Source organism: Massilia sp. IC2-476, assembly GCF_020707295.1.
In the GTDB taxonomy this organism is placed as follows: Bacteria; Pseudomonadota; Gammaproteobacteria; order Burkholderiales; family Burkholderiaceae_D; genus Telluria.
Genome location: NZ_JAJFER010000007.1, coordinates 67338 through 84415, shown reverse-complemented (window position 1 = coordinate 84415; position 17078 = coordinate 67338). Strand labels below are relative to the sequence as shown.

9 protein-coding genes are annotated in these 17078 nt (G+C 67.3%); 4 read left to right on the top strand and 5 right to left on the bottom strand.

Annotated features, from left to right (window positions below):
• Positions 1-294: 294 nt before the first annotated feature.
• Genes LK539_RS24445 through LK539_RS18195 form a run of 3 tightly spaced genes read left to right on the top strand, consistent with a single transcriptional unit; the run spans position 295 to position 9281 of the window.
• Positions 295-6021: an alpha-2-macroglobulin family protein gene (locus LK539_RS24445; protein WP_267877687.1), complete on the top strand. Its 5727-nt coding sequence runs from the start codon at positions 295-297 to the stop codon at positions 6019-6021.
• Positions 6021-8096: a penicillin-binding protein 1C gene (pbpC, locus tag LK539_RS18200; RefSeq protein ID WP_227802476.1), complete on the top strand. Its 2076-nt coding sequence runs from the start codon at positions 6021-6023 to the stop codon at positions 8094-8096. Before LK539_RS24445 ends, pbpC begins: the two co-directional genes overlap by 1 nt.
• A gap of 27 nt (positions 8097-8123) precedes the next feature.
• Entirely contained in the window at positions 8124-9281 is a 1158-nt protein-coding gene (locus LK539_RS18195; RefSeq protein WP_227802475.1) for a serine hydrolase, read from the top strand.
• A gap of 709 nt (positions 9282-9990) precedes the next feature.
• Here the strand turns inward: LK539_RS18195 and LK539_RS18190 are convergent.
• The 5 genes from LK539_RS18190 to LK539_RS18170 all read right to left on the bottom strand — a co-directional run bounded on the left by LK539_RS18190 (position 9991) and on the right by LK539_RS18170 (position 15133).
• Positions 9991-12312, bottom strand: coding sequence for a xanthine dehydrogenase family protein molybdopterin-binding subunit (locus tag LK539_RS18190; RefSeq protein WP_227802474.1), 2322 nt, complete (start codon positions 12310-12312; stop codon positions 9991-9993).
• Positions 12309-13313 carry a xanthine dehydrogenase family protein subunit M gene (locus LK539_RS18185; RefSeq protein ID WP_227802473.1) on the bottom strand — a complete coding sequence of 335 codons (1005 nt, stop codon included), beginning with the start codon at positions 13311-13313 and terminating at the stop codon, positions 12309-12311. Before LK539_RS18185 ends, LK539_RS18190 begins: the two co-directional genes overlap by 4 nt.
• Positions 13310-13834: a (2Fe-2S)-binding protein gene (locus LK539_RS18180; protein WP_227802472.1), complete on the bottom strand. Its 525-nt coding sequence runs from the start codon at positions 13832-13834 to the stop codon at positions 13310-13312. Before LK539_RS18180 ends, LK539_RS18185 begins: the two co-directional genes overlap by 4 nt.
• A gap of 100 nt (positions 13835-13934) precedes the next feature.
• Complete coding sequence (locus LK539_RS18175) at positions 13935-14720, bottom strand: DUF2145 domain-containing protein (RefSeq protein ID WP_227802471.1); 786 nt, start codon at positions 14718-14720, stop codon at positions 13935-13937.
• On the bottom strand, positions 14720-15133 hold the full coding sequence (locus tag LK539_RS18170) for a hypothetical protein (RefSeq protein WP_227802470.1): 414 nt from the start codon (positions 15131-15133) through the stop codon (positions 14720-14722). Before LK539_RS18170 ends, LK539_RS18175 begins: the two co-directional genes overlap by 1 nt.
• 178 nt (positions 15134-15311) lie before the next feature.
• Between LK539_RS18170 and LK539_RS18165 the strand changes: the two genes are divergently transcribed.
• On the top strand, positions 15312-17078 hold the full coding sequence (locus LK539_RS18165; protein WP_227802469.1) for an ABC transporter ATP-binding protein/permease: 1767 nt from the start codon (positions 15312-15314) through the stop codon (positions 17076-17078).

Here is a 17078-nt window from a genome sequence, read left to right as displayed (position 1 = left end):
GACGAATCGGGCCAGTCGCCATGGAGCGCGTCCATACGTACGGCTTGTTGTACCAGCAAATAGATAGATTTGCAACTACGTGGAAACCCGTATGGCATGCCGGAAAAGATTCTGAACAATTTGAAAACTGCCGTCCTGACGCGCATCCAGCGCCATGCGCCCGGCATGTTCTGGCAAATCAGCTGCACTCTGTGTTGACAAAAACATACACGCTCGACACACTCGTCTGTACTGTCGAGCATCGCCGGGTTTGCCCGGGACACCGTCCCGGGCCCGGCAGCTCCTGGAGAGACAATGCGTGCCCTGAACCGCCTGCTGGCGCCCCTGGCCCTGTTCCTGTGCGCGCACGGCGCGCTCGCGCAAGGCCCGGCCCCGACCGTCGTCGAGAGTTTCAGTCCCGAGGGCCAGGTCAAGGGGGTACGCCAGGTGGTGGCGCGCTTCTCGCAGCCGATGGCGGCCTTCGGCGACCCGCGGGGCGACAGCCCGTTCACGGTCGACTGTCCCGGCCTGGCGATCGGGGGTGCCGGGCGCTGGGTCGACGGCAGCATCTGGAGCTACGATTTCGAGCGCGACCTGCCGGGCGCCAGCGTCTGCCGCTTCACGCTGCGCGAGGGCCTGCGCGACCTGGCCGGCCAGCCGGTGGGCGGGCAGCGTGCCTTCGCCTTCACCACCGGTGGCCCGGCCGTGATCCGCATGCAGCCTTTCGAAGGCAGCCAGCTCGACGAGAATCAGGTCTTTTTGCTGGCGCTCGACGCGCCGGCCACGCCGCAATCGATCGAGCGCCATGCCTGGTGCCGCGCGGGCGGTGTCAACGAGAAGATCGGCGTGCGCCTGCTGGAGGGCGAAGAACGCGAGCGCCTGCTGGCGCTGCGGCGTGACTTCATCGACCGTCATCTGATCGTGTGGTTCAAGGCGCGCGGCCAGGTTTGGGTAGCCAAGGCGCCGCTGCGCGCGAAGATCGATGCGGAGCTGCCGGTGGCGGCGCTGCAGTGCCGCCGCACGCTGCCTGCGGACACCGACGTCACCCTGGTCTGGGGCAAGGGCGTGGCGGCGCCGAACGGCGTCGCCACCATCGAGGACCAGGAGCTGGCCTTCCGCACCCGGCCCGACTTCCGTTTCAGCCTGCACTGCGAGCGCACCAATGCGCGCGCCGGCTGCGTGCCCTTCCTGCCGGTGCGGGTCGAGTTCAGTGCCCCGGTAGCGAGCGAGGAGCTGCGCAAGCTGGTGCTGGAGGAAAGCGGCGGCAGGCGCCACGCCCCGGTGCTGGACGAGGAAGCGAAGGGCGGTTTTGCCACGTCGGTGCGCTTCACCGGGCCATTTCGCGAGCTGGCGACGCTGGAACTACGCGTTCCCGAGTCCCTGCGCGACGACGTCGGGCGCCCCCTGGCCGTGCGGAGCAAATCGCTCAGCCTGAGGGTGGACCGCCAGCCGCCGCTGGTCAAGTTCGCAGCACCCTTCGGCATCCTGGAAGCGCGCGGCGACCGCCTGTTGCCGGTCACGGTGCGCAACGTCGAACCCGCGCTGGCCACGGCCGTGCGCAACGGCGCCAGCCTGCGGGTCGAGCGCGAGCAGGACGTGCTGGCCTGGCTGACCAGGCTGAACACCTATGGACGCGATCCCTGGCGCCAGCCGGAGGGCAACCTCAAGGTGTCGCTGCTGGGCCGGAACGTCGCCAAGGACGACGCCGGCCGGATCGAGCGATTCGCCCTGCCCAAGCCGGGCGGCAGGCGCGCCTTCGAAGTCATCGGCATTCCCCTGAAGAAGCCGGGCTTTTATGTGGTCGAGGTGGCGAGTCCCTTGCTCGGCAAGGCGCTGAATGACAAGGAGCAGACCGCCTACGTGCGCACGGCAGCGCTGGTCACCAATATGGCGGCCCACCTCAAGCGCGGCGCCGAGTCGTCGCTGGTGTGGGTGACCTCGCTGGACACGGGCCGGCCGGTGGCGGGCACCCGGGTGGCGCTGCGCGACTGCGACGGCCGCCAGCTGTGGTCGGGCGTCACCGGCACCGACGGCGTGGCACGGATCCGCGAAGCGCTGCCGCGCGCCAAGTGCGGTGACAATCTGTTTGTCAGTGCGCGCAAGGGCGAAGACTTCACCTTCACCCTGTCGACCTGGCAGCAGGGCATCGAGCCCTGGCGCTTCAACCTGCAGCAGGGAAGCCTCGACGAGGACACCCGCATTGTCGCCACCGTGTTCGACCGCACCCTGCTGCGCGCCGGCGAAACGGTGCACATGAAGCACTTCCTGCGGCGCCGCGTCGGCAGCGGGATGGCGCTGGTCCACACGAAGGACAAGGCGCCGCGGCCGGACTATGCCTGGCTGGGCGAGGACACCGTCGAAGACGCGGCGGTGCCAGGCAAGGCCTGGCTCGTCCACCAGGGCAGCGGCGACAAGATCGCGCTGCCACTCAGCTGGGACGCTGCAGGCCAGGCCCACGGGGAATGGAAGATACCTGAAGAATCGAAGCTCGGGGGCTACCAGGTGGTATTCGGCAACCAGGTGGCGGGCGAGTTCCGGGTCGAGCAGTTCCGTGTGCCGACCATGAAGGCGGTGCTGAAAGGTCCCGCAAGACCCGTCGTCGCGGCGCGCTCACTGGCGATCGACGCCCAGCTCAATTACCTGAATGGCGGCCCGGCCGGCAAGACCCAAACGACCCTGCGCACCGTAGTCGAGGATTCATACACTCACTTCGACGCCTTCGAAGGCTTTAGCTTTGGTGGCGGCGATGTCAAGGAAGGCATCGAGAAGACGGGCGAGGGCGGCGGCGAATACGCCGATGATGAAGGGGAGGGCGAGGACGGGATGCCGCTTGAAGGCGAGCGTACCGGCGTGGCGCCGCGCACGCAGCGCGTGGTCCTGGACCGCAACGGAGCGGCGCGCATCGAGGTAGCCGAGCTGCCGGCGCTGGACCGGCCGCGCACCCTGCTGGCGGAACTGAGCTGGCAGGACCCGAACGGCGAGACCCTCACCGCCTCGACCCGGGTGCCGCTGTGGCCCTCGGCGCTGGCGGTCGGCATCCGCAACGGCGACTGGATGAACCGCGACCGCTTGAAGTTCCAGGTGGCTGTGGTGAACGTCGACGGCAGGCCGGCGCCAGGCACGGAGGCGACGGTCGACTTCTTCCGGCGCGAATACAGCTCGCACCGGCGGCGCCTGGTCGGCGGCTTCTATGCCTACGAATCGACCAGCGAGATCAAGCGCATCGATGGCGCCTGCTCGGGCCGCACCGACGTCCGTGGCCTGCTGCTGTGCGATGTACCGGCCCCGGGCGAGGGCAACATCATCCTGCGCGCCCGTGTCCAGGATGCGGAAGGGCGCGCCGCCGTGAGCCAGCAGGAGGTCTACGTGGTGGGCAGGAAGGAGAGCTGGTTCGACGTCTCCGACAACGACCGCATCGACCTGCTTCCCTCGCGCCCGCGTTTCGAACCGGGCGAACAGGCCAGCTTCCAGGTGCGCTCGCCCTTCCGCGATGCCACGGTGCTGGTGACGGTGGAGCGCGAAGGCATCCTCGACACCTATGTGCGGCGCGTATCGAGCAAGGACCCGACCATCTCGATCCCGGTCAAGGCCAATTATGCGCCCAATGTGTTCGTGTCGGCGCTGGTGGTGCGCGGGCGCGTGGCCGGGGTCAAGCCGACCGCGCTGGTCGACCTGGGCAAACCCGCCTACAAGCTTGGCATCGCACCGGTCAAGGTAGGCTGGGCCGCGCATGAGCTGGACGTGCAGGTGCTGCCCGAGCGCCAGGTGTACAAGGTGCGCGAACGCGCCAGTGTCCGGGTCAAGGTCATGCGACCTGATGGCAAGCCGCTGCCCGCTGGGGCCGAGTTGGCGCTGGCGGCGGTGGACACGGGCCTGCTGGAACTCAAGCCCAACGACAGCTGGAAGCTGCTGGACGCCATGATGCGTCCGCGCAGCCAGCAGGTCGAGACCTCGACCGCCCAGATGCAGGTGGTGGGCAAGCGCCATTTCGGCCGCAAGTCGGTGGCGCATGGCGGCGGCGGCGGCCGTGGCGCCAGCCGCGAGCTGTTCGACACCCTCTTGCTCTGGAAGGGCAAGGTCGTGCTGGATGCGAACGGCGAGGCAGAGGTGACGGTGCCGCTGAACGATTCCTTGACCGGTTTCCGTATCGTGGCGGTGGCCAGTGCGGGGACCAGCCTGTTCGGCACCGGTTCTGCCGACATCCGCAGCACCCAGGACCTGATGCTCCTGTCCGGCCTGCCCACGCTGGTGCGCGAGGGCGACCGCCTGCGCGCCGGTTTCACGGTGCGGAATGCCTCGAACGCAGGCTTTGAGGTCCGCCTGGGCGCCAGTATGGCGGCGGACGAGCGCGGACCGCAGGCACTGCCGGCGCAGGTCGTGAAGCTGGAGCCGGGCGAGGCACGCGAGGTGTTCTGGGACGTGACGGTGCCGCAGGCGCGCAGCCTGCGCTGGCAGGTCGAGGCGAACAGCGCTTCCGCACGCGACAGCATCCGCGTGACGCAGAAGGTGGGCGAAGCGGTGCCGGTGCGGACCTACCAGGCGACCCTGCTGCAGGTCGACGGTCCCAAGTCGATCACCGTGCAGCGCCCGGCCGATGCAATTCCCGGCAAGGGCGGCGTGCGTACCAGCTTCAGCCCGCAGCTGGCCGGCAGCATGGCCGGCGTGCGCGACTACATGGCGCGCTATCCGTATTCCTGCTTCGAGCAGCGCACCTCAAAGGCGGTGGCGCTCGGCGACGAGAAGATGTGGCGCGATGTGGTGGCGACGCTGCCGGCCCATCTCGACGGCGACGGCCTCCTGAAATACTTCGCAACCATGGGCCTGGGCGACGACGCCCTGACTGCCTATGTACTGTCGGTGACGGCGGAAGCAGGCTACGACATCGCGCCGGAACAGCGCGAGCGCATGGAAGCGGCCCTGGTCGCCTTCGTCGAAGGCCGCATCGTACGCGGGAGCAGCCTGCGCACCGGCGAACTGGCGGTGCGCAAGATCGCGGCACTGGAAGCCCTGTCGCGCAGCCAGCCGGTGCGCGACAACTGGCTGCAATCCTTCCAGATCCAGCCGAACCTGTGGCCGACGTCCGCCGTGGTCGACTGGTACCTGATCCTGCAGCGCTCGGAGGGGCTCGCCCGCCGCGACGAGCTGCTGGCCCAGGCCCAGCACATCCTCCGCTCGCGCCTGAACCTGCAGGGCACCACCATGGGCTTTTCCACCGAGCGCAGCGACGACTGGTGGTGGCTGATGGCCTCGCCGGACGCGAACGCCAACCGGCTGCTGCTGGCCATGCTCGACAATCCAGCCTGGCAGGCCGACATGGGGCGCATCGCGCGCGGCAGCCTCGGGCGCCAGCAGCGCGGCCACTGGGAGACCACGCTGGCCAATGCCTGGGGCGTGCTGGCGATGCGCAAGTTCTCGGACAAGTTCGAAGCGGTTCCGGTTACGGGAAAGAGCAGCGTTCAGCTGGCCGGCAACCACTGGAGCGGCAGCGTGCCCGGCAGCGTGCTGCAGGCCTGGCCGCAGGCCGCCGCGCCGGTCTCGATCCGCCACGAGGGTAGCGGGAAGCCCTGGGCCACGGTCCAGAGCCTGGCCGCGATCCCGCTCAAGGCCCCGCTCTCGAGCGGCTACAGGATCGCGCGCAGCATCACCTCGGTCGAGCAGCAGACGGCCGGCGTGTGGACCCGCGGTGACGTCTACCGGGTCCGCCTGGACCTGGAAGCGCAGGCCGACATGAGCTGGGTGGTGGTGGATGACCCGATTCCCGCCAGCGCCAGCATCCTCGGCAGCGGCCTGGGCGGCGACTCGCAGATCGCTACCGGAGGCGAAGTCCAGCGCGGCTGGGTGCAGCCGGACTTCCAGGAACGCAGCGCCGGCGCCTTCCGCGCCTATTATGCCTGGGTCCCGAAGGGCAAGTGGAGCATCGAGTACACGGTCCGCCTGAACAACGACGGCCGCTTCGCGCTGCCGCCGACCCGGGTGGAAGCCATGTACAACCCGGAGATGTTCGGTGAGGCGCCGAATCCGCCCGTGGTGGTGGGACGCTGATGCGCCTCGTTCCTGCGCTGCTGTTGCTGTTGCCGGCGCTCGCCGTGGCGGCAATGCCCACACCCGCCGAGGTGCGGGCGGCCTGGCAGCCGTCCGAGGCGCGCCTGCTCGACCGCAATGGCGTGGCCATCGATTCCGTGCGCGTCGACCTGAAGGCCCGGCGCGGCAACTGGGTGAGCCTGGCCGATATCTCGCCCGCACTCGGGGTGGCCGTGCTGCAGGCGGAAGACCAGCGCTTCATGCAGCACGGCGGCATCGACCTGCGCGCGGCTGGGCAGGCGGCCTGGGACAACCTGTTCCGCCAGCGCCCGCGCGGCGCGTCGACCATCACCATGCAGCTGGCCGGCCTGCTCGATGCGGAACTGCGGGCGGCGAAGGATGGCCGCAGCTGGACGCAGAAGTTCGACCAGGTGCTGGCGGCGCGGGAGATCGAGGCCGGCTGGAGCAAGCAGCAGATCCTGGAAGCCTACCTGAACCTGGTGACTTTCCGTGGCGAGCTGCAGGGCGTCGGCGCCGCTTCGCGTGCGCTGTTCAACAAGGCGCCCTCGGGCCTGGACGGCACCGAATCGGCAATCCTGGCCGCGCTGCTGCGCGCACCTTCCGCCGCGCCGAAAGCAGTGGCGCGGCGCGCCTGCCAGCTGGCGAAGGAGCTGAAACTGCCCGGTGACTGCGCCGCCGTCGAATGGCGCGCCGCCGTGGCCCTGGCGCGTCCCGCCCCAGCAGCCCAGGCAAACACACCGCCTGCGCTCCGCCGGCTGCTCGGGAACGCCGGTAGCGGCGTACGCACCACCCTCGACGCGCGGGTGCAGGCCGCCGCGCTCGACGCGCTGCGCCGCCATGTGCGCGAACTGGCCGAGCGCAACGTCGGCGACGGCGCCGTGGTCGTCATCGACAATGCCAGCGGCGAGCTGCTGGCCTATGTGGCCAATACCGGCAAGGGCGAGGTCGACGGCGTCGCCGCGCCGCGACAGGCCGGTTCCACCCTCAAGCCTTTCCTGTACCAGCTGGCGCTCGAGCGGCGCCTGCTCACGGCCGCTTCGCTGCTGGACGACAGCCCGGTCGACATCGCGCTAGGGGGCGCTTCTTACGTGCCGCAGAACTACGACCGCGCATTTCGGGGCTATGCCAGTGTGCGCACCAGCCTGGCCAGTTCGCTCAACGTGCCTGCCGTGCGCACGCTGCTGCTGGCCGGCGGCGAGCGCTTCCACGAGCGCCTGCGCGCGCTGGGCATCAGCACCCTCAGCGAGGACGCCGACTTCTACGGCCCCTCGCTGGCGCTGGGCTCAAGCGACGTGACGCTGCTGGAACTGAGCAATGCCTACCGGACCCTGGCGAATGGCGGGCGCCAGGGGACGCCGACGCTGCGGCCGCGCGCGAAAGAGCCGCTGATACGACTGCTCGATCCCGCCGCCACCTTCGTCATTGGCGACATCCTGGCGGACCGCGGCGCCCGCAGCCCGACATTCGGGCTACGCAGCGACCTTGCCACTGCCTACTGGAGCGCGGTGAAGACCGGCACCAGCAAGGACATGCGCGACAACTGGTGCATCGGCTATACGGACCGCTACACGGTTGGCGTCTGGGTGGGCAACTTCAATGGCCAGCCGATGTGGGACGTGTCGGGCGTGTCCGGAGCGGCGCCAGTGTGGCGAGATGTGATGGACTTCTTGCACCGCGATCAGCCCGGACGGCAGGCTGCGGCGCCGGCGGGCGTGGTGCGCAAAGCCGTCAGCTACCAGCCCGCACACGAGCCGGCGCGTGAGGAATGGTTCCTGCGCGGGACCGAGACGGCGCTTGTGGAAGCCGTGCCGGCCGCGCGCCGTTCACCGCGCATCGTGTATCCGGTGGATGGCAGCATCATGGCGGTGGACCCGGACATCCCGGACGGCGTGGAACGCGTGCTGTTCCAGGCCCAGGGGGCGGGCGAGCACCGCTGGCGACTCGACGGGAAGGACGTCGGCCTGGCGTCCAATCCTTTGGCCTGGCATCCTGCCGTCGGCGCGCACCGCCTGGAACTGGTGGATGGTTCAGGCAAGGCCGTATCGACCAGCCGCTTCGAGGTGCGGGGTAACTAGCAAACGTGCAAACGAGAAGGCTCAGCAATGACACCTACATTCATTCGATCGTTTCTGGTCTCGTGCCTGCTGCTGACTGGGTGCGCTACGGGTGATTCGGGGCAGGCGCTGGATAAGTACGTGATCCAGGGTATGCGGGAAACCGGTGCGCAGGGACTGGCGATCGCGGTCATCCGCGACGGTGTCGTGACGCGGGTGGATGCCTGGGGAAAGCGCAACGCCCGCGGCGAGCCCCTCACGCCTGATACAGTGATGTATGGCGCGTCGCTCACCAAAGCCGTGTTTGCCTATACGGTGATGCAGCTCGTCGAGGAAGGCAAGCTTGACCTGGATACGTCGATCGCGGCCTATCTTCCGAAACCGCTTCCCGAGTATGCGGGCGAAGCAGGCAGGTACGCCGCCTGGCAGCATCTCGCCGGCGATGAGCGCTGGCGAAAACTCACGCCACGCATCCTGCTCACCCACAGCGCCGGCTTTTCGAATTTCGGGTTTCTCGAACCTGACGGAAAATTGAAGTTCCATTTCGATCCCGGCTCCCGGTACGCTTATTCCGGCGATGGGTTGATCCTGCTGCAGTTCGTCATTGAACGTGGGCTGGGTCTCGACTTGGGCACGGAGATGCAGCGGCGTGTGTTCGATCGCTTCGGCATGAAGCGAACCAGCATGACCTGGCGTCCGGATTTCGCCACGAATCTTGCCGATGGGTGGAAAGAGGATGGCAGCGTCGAAGCACACGACGAGCGCAGCAAGACACGCGCTGCCGGTTCGATGGACACGACGATCAGGGATTTCGCCGAGTTTGCCGCTGCTTACGTCCGCGGCGACGGCCTGCAGCCAGGATCCCGGGCTGAGCTGACGCGGCCCCAGTTGCCCATCCTGACTGCCTCACAGTTTCCTTCATTGCAAGCCATTGCCCCGCCGGAGCGACGGCACCGCGACCTTGCCGTGGGGCTTGGCGTCATCACCTTCGACGGGCCGCAGGGTCGTGGATTCCAAAAAGGCGGACACAACGATTCCACCGGCAATACCTGGGTGTGCCTGGAACGTCAACAAAGCTGCGTAGTGATCCTGTCGAACGATGTGCGCGCCGAACCGTTGTTCCCGGGGATCGTTCGCATGGTCCTGGGCGAGACGGGCATGCCCTGGAGCTGGGAATATGGACCGCACAGTTGGGCAGTGCCGTGACCGGTATTTTGCCTTGAAGCGGTCAGTCATAGCTAACTCGCGGTACTCAATGGCAGGGACATTATGAACAAATTGTTGCTCTGGTTCGCACTGGTTGCATTGGTCGTTGGACTAGCGCTATCAGCAATCTTCAACTTTTCTGTATGCATGTGGGGCTGTCCCCAAACGATTGAGGCGTATTCGCTACAAGCCTCGTTCTTCATCTCTGTCGGCTTGATTGTGTGGGTGGTCTACAAGTTACTCAGGAAGCACGCTTAGGGTTTGCTGACGGCTGCCATCCATTACCTGATCCGCTCCGGGTCCGCTCCGATCTTTCGTGACAGTCTGTGATTGTTCGTTCCTGGCGACCTGCTATGCTGAGCTCAGTGCCGGAACTGTCCAGAAGTGGATAATTCGGCTGAGTTGAAGCGCAGCTTGCGCTTGCCGCTACTTTCGAAGCTTGGGGAATGTTGTGACAATAATAGGATTTACGTTCGGATTGATCGGGTTCGCTTTCGCTTTGATTTCCTACTCTCGTATCGACAAACTGGAAGAGCGTTTAAAAGAAAAAGGTCTCTTGGAGCAGGACTTCACATCTGACGAAGAGTTTTAGTCACAAGATTTGCGGGCAGGGATGCAATGGGTCGCTGCAAGTTTTGAATGTTTCCGGGGTACGACGAACATAGGCACCGGCCTTCGCCGGTGCGACGGTCTCGCGGCCAACACTCTCCTAACTGACCTGCGGCGGGTCCTGCACCGGAATCTCCAGATCCCCCAGCAGGATCTTGTCCGGCGTGATCGGCGTGCTGCGCAGGCGTCGTCCGGTGGCGTGGAAGATCGCATTGCTAATCGCCGCCGACACCGACACCAGGCCGATCTCGCCCACACCCTTGGCGCCGAGCTGTTCGCTGACGATGCGGTCGTCCTCGTCGGCGAAGATCACCTCGATGTTGTGGACGTCCGCATTCACCGCCACGTGGTACTCGGCGTAGTTGTGGTTCATGAAGCGCCCGAAGCGGTGGTCCGTGAAGCTCTCCTCATGCAGCGCCTGGCTGATACCCCAGACCACGCCGCCAATCACCTGGCTGGCCGCGGTCTTGGCGCTGATGATGCGGCCGGCCGCCACCGCATTGACCACGCGCGTGACGCGTACGATGCCCAGCTTCTCGTTGACCCGCACTTCGCAGAATATTGCCGAGTGCACGGCGCGCGTGTACTTGCGCTGCTTGAGCATCGAGGGCTTCATGAAGAATTTTTCCTCGACCCGGTCGACGCCCGCGGAAGCCAGGACTTCGCGCAGCTGCATCGCGGTTTCCGGCCGGTTGCGCAGGCGCACGGTACCGTCGGCGAACTCCAGGTCTTGTGGCCGCGCCTTGGCCAGCTGCGAGCCGGGCATCTTCTTGGCCAGTTTGATCAGGCTCTTCTTGAGCTTGTCGCAGGCGCTGTGCACGCCGCTGCCCACCGTCGAGACGTGCGAAGAACCACCTTCGACCGGTGCGAAAGGCAGGGTCGAGTCGCCCAGCTGGAAGGTGACGCGCTCCAGCGGCAGGCCCAGGCTCTCGGCCGCGATCATCGACATCACCGTGTAGGTGCCGGTGCCGATGTCGGACGCCGCGCTGCTTACCACCAGGCGCCCGTCCGCATGGAACACGGCGCTCACGCGCGCCAGCATCACCAGCGAATCCCACATGCCGGTGGCCATGCCCCAGCCGACCAGTTCGTCGCCGTCGCGCATCGAACGCGGCTCGATCGGGCGGTCCTTCCAGCCGAAGCGGGCGGCGCCCTTGTCGTAGCACTGGCTCAGTTCCTTGGTCGAATAGGGCTTGTCCTCGAGCGGATTGCGGTCGGCATAGTTCAGGCGCCGGAACTCCAGCGGGTCCATCCGCAACTTGTAGGCCAGTTCGTCCATCGCCACTTCCAGCGCATGCATGCCGTGGGCGGCGCCGGGGGCGCGCATGTCGATCGGCGAGTGGCGGTCGTGCGCCACCAGCTTGTAGCCGAGCTTGATGTTGTCGCAGGCGTAGAGCTGCCCCGACCAGTTGACGACCACTTCGACGTAATCCTCGAGGCGCGAGGTCTCGTGGATGGCCTCGTGCACGATGGCCTGCAGCTTGCCATCCTGATTGGCGGCCAGCTTGACCTGCTGCCAGGTCTCGGGCCGGTGGCCGAAGCTGAACATCTGCTGGCGCGTGAGCACCACGCGCACCGAGCATTTCAGCTTCAGCGCCGCCATCACGGCAAGGGGCAGCTGGTACTGCGGACGCAGCCCGGAGCCGAAGGCGCCGCCCACGTAGGGGTTGCGCACCGTGACCTTTTCCTTCTTCAAACCAAAGGCGCGCGACACGTACCAGCGGTTGTTCTGCGAGCTCTGGGTCTTGTCGTAGATGGTCAGGTGGCCGTCCTCGCCATACACCACGGTGGTGGCATGCATCTCCATCGGGTTGTGGTGCTCGACGCCGTGATAGAACTGCGATTCGATCTTGACCTCGGCCTGTTCATACGCCTTGTCGGCGTTGCCGGTGGAGCTGGGAGGCGTGAAGCCGGCCTTCAGCGGACGCGGCTTGTAGGCCTGATCCAGGCTCTCCAGCAGGTTCGTTTCGTGCTCCTCTTCCTCGTAGCTGACGTCCACCAGCTGGGCCGCATGGCGCGCAGCCTCGAAGGTCTCGGCCACCACCAGGGCGACCGGCTGGCCGCTGTAGAAGATGCGGTCGCTGAACAGCGGGCGGAAGGGCGAGCCGGCAGGCGCGGTCATGTCCTTGTAGGCCAGGTCCCAGGAGCGGACCTTGGGGCGGTTCAGGTGGGTGAGCACCTCCACCACGCCGGGGACGCTGAGCGCGGCGCGGGTGTCGATGGCGCTAATGCGCCCGCGCGCCGCGGTGCCACTCACCACCACGCCGTAGCGCAGGTCGGGCGCCTCGTGCTCGGCGGCGTATTTCGCCTGGCCGGTCACCTTGGCGTAGCCGTCGACGCGGGAGACCGGCATGCCGCTGCGCACGCGGCCGGTGCCTTCGGGCGCGGTCGGGGTGCGCAGTTCTGGAATCAGGTCGGTCATCGTTGTTCTCCCTTGGCGTACTCGGTGCCGCGCGCGGCGGTCGTCAATGCCTGTTCGATGGTATTGCGGGCCAGCGTCAGCTTGAAGTCGTTCTGGCCATGGCCTTTCGCGCCGCGCAGCACGATGTCGGCCGCAGCTCCAAAGGTTTCCAGTCCCGGCGTCTTGCCCACCAGGGCTTCCTCCGCCTCTTCGACGCGCCAGGGCTTGTGGGCGACGCCGCCGAGGGCGATGCGGGCGGCGCGGATGGTGCCGCCCTGGACGTCGAGTGCCGCCGCCACCGACACCAGGGCAAACGCATAGGACAGGCGCTCACGCACCTTGATGTAGGCGGAATGCGCCCTGAAGCGGGCGGCGTCCGGCAGCGTGATGTGGGTGACCAGTTCACCCGGCTCCAGCGTATTGTCCAGCTCGGGCCGGTCGCCCGGCAGCCGGTGGAAGTCGGCGAAGGGGATGTCGCGCTCGCCGCGCTGCGAGCGCACGTGCACCACGGCGTCGAGGGCGCGCAGGGCCACGCACATGTCCGACGGGTGGGTTGCGATGCAGTGTTCGCTGGTGCCGAGGATGGCGTGCAGGCGGTTCAGGCCGTCCTTTGCGGGGCAGCCGGTGCCCGGTTCGCGCTTGTTGCAGGGCGTGCCGACGTCGTAGAAGTAATAGCAGCGGGTGCGCTGCAGCAGGTTGCCGCCGTTGGTGGCCATGTTGCGCAGCTGGGGCGAGGCGCCGGCCAGGATTGCGGCGCTCAGCAGCGGATAGCGCTCGCGTACCAGCGGGTGATAGGCGGTGTCGGCGTTGCGGGCGAGGGCGCCCAGGCGCAGCCCGCCGTTCGCTTCTTCGACCGTGTCAAGGCCGAGGCCGTTGATGTCGACCAGCTCGCCTGGGCGCATGACACCTTCCTTCATCAAATCGAGCAGGTTGGTGCCGCCCGCGATGGGACGCGCGCCTGACGCCAGGCGGGCCAGCGCGGCGTCCACGTCGCTGGCCTGGGTAAAGGTGAACGGATTCATGCGAGCACCGGACCGGTCGTGAACGGCTTTTCGCCTTCGCCAGGCTTGCCCTGGATGCCCATCACCTGCATCACCGCTTCGGTGATCTGTGGGTAGGCGCCGCAGCGGCACACGTTGCCGCTCATGAGCTCGCGCACGTCGTCGACGCTCCTGGCCTGGCCTTCGGCGATCAGGCCGGCGGCGGAACACAGCTGGCCGGGGGTGCAGTAACCGCACTGGAAGGCGTCGCAATCGATGAAGGCCTGCTGCAGCGGATGCAGGGTGTCGCCGTCAGCCAGGCCCTCGACCGTGGTCAGCTCCTTGCCGTCGTGCATCACCGCCAGCGACAGGCAGGAATTGATGCGTTTGCCGTCCAGCAGGACGGTACATGCGCCGCACTGGCCATGGTCGCAGCCCTTCTTGGTGCCGGTGAGGTCTGCGCGTTCGCGCAGGAGGTCGAGCAGCGTCACCCAGGGTTCGACCGAATACTCGCGGTCCTCCCCGTTGATGCGCAGCCGGATCGGGTGTTGGTGCAGTTCCATGGCCGTCCCTTCGTAATATCCTTGAGCGAAGCCACTACCTTAACCGTCCACCCGATCCTGTTCGGTTAGTTCACACACGTACCATCGCGGCCTCGGCGGTTCAATCCACAGTCAGGGTCTTCGCCTGCGGGTCCACCATGCGGAGCATCCGCACCACGGCGTCGGTGGTGACGGTGTCGATTTGCCCCGCCATGCGGCGCTCGAACGGGTGGTCGTCGAAGGCGACATTGGCGCGGAACATGCGCGCGCCCAGGCGCACCGCCGCCGGCACCTCGACGGTGGGCGGCTGGAAGCCGATCGAGCGCAGCCATTTCTGGGCTTCAAGACGGGTCTCTACCTGGCCAGCGGGAGCGAAAGCGGCGGCGAGGTTCTCCAGCACCCACTGGTTCGAGTTCTGGTACCTGGTCGAGTACACGTAGGACAGCATGTTGTAGTTCGGCTCGTGCAGGCGCACCGGGGTGCGGGTCGCCACCAGTTTGGCCAGCTTCGCCCCCATCTCCGGGCCCGGAATCACCAGTTGCGCCTCGAAGCGGTACAGGTCGGTGAGGAAGAAGTTGCCCATGCCCTCGTTGTACAGCGCCGAACTGGCGCTGCCGCAGTCGTTCAGTTCGTGCACGACGATCCAGCGCCCCGCCGGATGGTCGCGCACCACGATGCCCATGTGCGAGTAGCGCAGGCGATACTTGCTGAGGTCCTGGCCGGCGCGCGAGACCAGCGCAACCTGGGCGCCGCTGGCCTCCAGGGCCTGCACGGTGCGCTGGGCCAGGTCCATCGACAGTACCACCTCGTGCGGCGCGAGAGGACGTTCTTCGCAGGGCTGGCCCGCGTGCGCCGGGACAGTCGCAGCCAGTGCGCCGAGCAGGGCCGCGGCAAGCAGCGGGCGCATCAGCTTGCCCTCGCATGGTGCAGCAGGGCTTTGCCTGCTTCGTTCGGGATGAAGGCGAGCGCCTTGCCCGAGGCGACCAGCACGTAGCCAGTCGAGGCGGTGACCACTTCCAGCGTGCTGCCGACCGCCACGGAAAGGCCGCCGGCGGCCTTGCCCGACAGGCGCACGGTGGCCCGGCTGGCGTCCGCCGCGTTTTCCAGTACCACTTCCAGGCCGTCGCCGACGGTCTTGACGCTGGCCACGACCACGCTGCCGGTAGCGGCAACGGCCAGGATGGAACCGCCGACCACCACGCCCGACAGGTTGGCGCTGGCGTTCGACACGGCCGACTGGCCCGACTGGCCGGCGTGGCCCGCCGCCTGGGTGGCGGCGCAGGCGAGGCCGAGCAGGGTAGCGAAGATGATCCGTTTCATGGTGTGCTCCTTCGTTGAAGTGTTGGCATGATCGCCACCCGATGTGATGCTTGCAAGAAAAACGCACGAAGTAGCGCGGTACTGACGCTGCGGTATCGGATTGCGATACCGGACGGTGGTCCCGGTGAACGGTGGGCAGCAAAGGCTGGTCCAACATCCTGACTCAGGGAGGGGCGGGATGAAGGAAGGGGAGCGTAGCGGCCGCATCAGCGCCGAGCTGTGGGAAGTGCTGCGGCGCCACCGCTGGCGCATCGCGGCGGCGGTCGCGCTGCTGCTGGTGGCCAAGCTCGCGACGGTCGCGGTGCCGCTGCTGCTCAAGCGGATCATCGATGCCTTGTCGACGGCCTCGCTGCCGGCCAGCCTGCCGCTCTACCTGCTGGTCGGCTATGCGCTGCTGCGCTTCTCGTCCACCCTGTTCAACGAGTGGCGCGACCTGCTGTTCGTGCGCGTCACCCTGGCCGCAGTGTCGGCATACGCCCAGAAGACCTTCTCGCACCTGCATGCGCTGGGGCCGCGCTTTCACGCCCGGCGCAAGCTGGGCAGCCTGCTGCCCGACATCGACCGCGGCACGGGCGGCATCGCCTTCCTGCTCGGGGTGGGCCTGTTCACCATCGTGCCGACTCTGGTCGAGATCGGCCTGGTGCTGGCCATCATGCTCAACCGCTACGCGGCGGGATTCGCCGGCATCATCCTGGTCACCTTCCTGGTGTATGCCGGCTTCACGCTGGTGTTCACCGCGCGCCGCGTGTTCTACCAGCGCCGCGTCAACAAGCTCGATTCCACCGCCAAGGGGCGGCTGGCCGACAGCCTGATCAACTACGACACGGTCAAGTACTTCGGCGGCGAGGCGCGCGAGGCCCGGCGTTTCGCCGCCATCATGGGCGACTGGGTCGATGCCGGCGCGGCCAACCAGCGCGCCCTGTTCACCCTCCACGTGGGGCAGAGCGCCATCATCGCGCTGGGGGTGGCGGCGATCATGGTGCTGGCCGGGCAGGCGGTGCTGGCGCGCCAGATGAGCGTGGGCGACCTGGTCTTGATCAATGCCTATGCGTTGCAGGTCTGCCTGCCACTGAACGCCCTCGGCTTCACCTACCGCGAGGCGCGCGACGCCTGGGTCAATGCCGAGCGCCTGTTCGAACTGCTGCGCGAGCGGCCCGAGATCGACGATCCGCCAGGCAGCCCGGCGCTGCAGCCCGGCCCCGGCGAGATCGTGTTCGAGCACGTCAGCTTTCATTACGAGGCGGCGCGCCCGGTGCTGGTCGACGTCAGCCTGCGCATCGCTCCGGGCACCACGCTGGCGGTGGTGGGACGCAGCGGCTCCGGCAAGTCGACGCTGGCGCGCCTGCTGCTGCGCTACTACGACCCGGCCAATGGCCGCATCCTGGTGGACGGCCAGGATATCCGCCTGTGCAGCGCCGCCAGCGTGCGCCAGGCGATTGGCGTGGTGCCGCAGGATACGGCCCTGTTCAACGACACGATCGGCAGCAACATCGCCTATGGCCGCAGCGGCAGCACCTTGGAGGAGGTCGTGGCGGCCTGCCGCGCGGCCCACCTGCACGAGGTGATCGAGGCGCTGCCCGGCGGCTACGACGCGCCGGTGGGCGAGCGCGGCGTCAACCTGTCGGGTGGCGAAAAACAGCGCATCGCGATCGCACGCGCCGTGCTGAAGGATCCGCCGATCCTGATTTTCGACGAAGCCACTTCGGCCCTCGACGTCGACTCGGAGCACGCCATCACGCAGGAGCTGGACCGGCTGTCGCAGCACCGCACGACCCTGGTAATCGCGCACCGCCTGTCCACCATCGTCAATGCCGACACGATCGTGGTGATGGACCGGGGACGCATCGTGGAGCAGGGCACGCACGGGGAACTGCTGCGCCGCAAGGGCGCGTATGCGCGCCTGTGGCTGCTGCAGCAGCGGATGGAAGAGGACGCAGCGCGCTGA

Coding starts and splice junctions, on each gene's coding strand:
- LK539_RS18170 (WP_227802470.1), bottom strand. CDS start 15,133: ATGAAACGGATCATCTTCGCTACCCTGCTCGGCCTCGCCTGCGCCGCC.
- LK539_RS18195 (WP_227802475.1), top strand. CDS start 8,124: ATGACACCTACATTCATTCGATCGTTTCTGGTCTCGTGCCTGCTGCTG.
- LK539_RS24445 (WP_267877687.1), top strand. CDS start 295: ATGCGTGCCCTGAACCGCCTGCTGGCGCCCCTGGCCCTGTTCCTGTGC.
- pbpC (WP_227802476.1), top strand. CDS start 6,021: ATGCGCCTCGTTCCTGCGCTGCTGTTGCTGTTGCCGGCGCTCGCCGTG.
- LK539_RS18180 (WP_227802472.1), bottom strand. CDS start 13,834: ATGGAACTGCACCAACACCCGATCCGGCTGCGCATCAACGGGGAGGAC.
- LK539_RS18165 (WP_227802469.1), top strand. CDS start 15,312: ATGAAGGAAGGGGAGCGTAGCGGCCGCATCAGCGCCGAGCTGTGGGAA.
- LK539_RS18175 (WP_227802471.1), bottom strand. CDS start 14,720: ATGCGCCCGCTGCTTGCCGCGGCCCTGCTCGGCGCACTGGCTGCGACT.
- LK539_RS18190 (WP_227802474.1), bottom strand. CDS start 12,312: ATGACCGACCTGATTCCAGAACTGCGCACCCCGACCGCGCCCGAAGGC.
- LK539_RS18185 (WP_227802473.1), bottom strand. CDS start 13,313: ATGAATCCGTTCACCTTTACCCAGGCCAGCGACGTGGACGCCGCGCTG.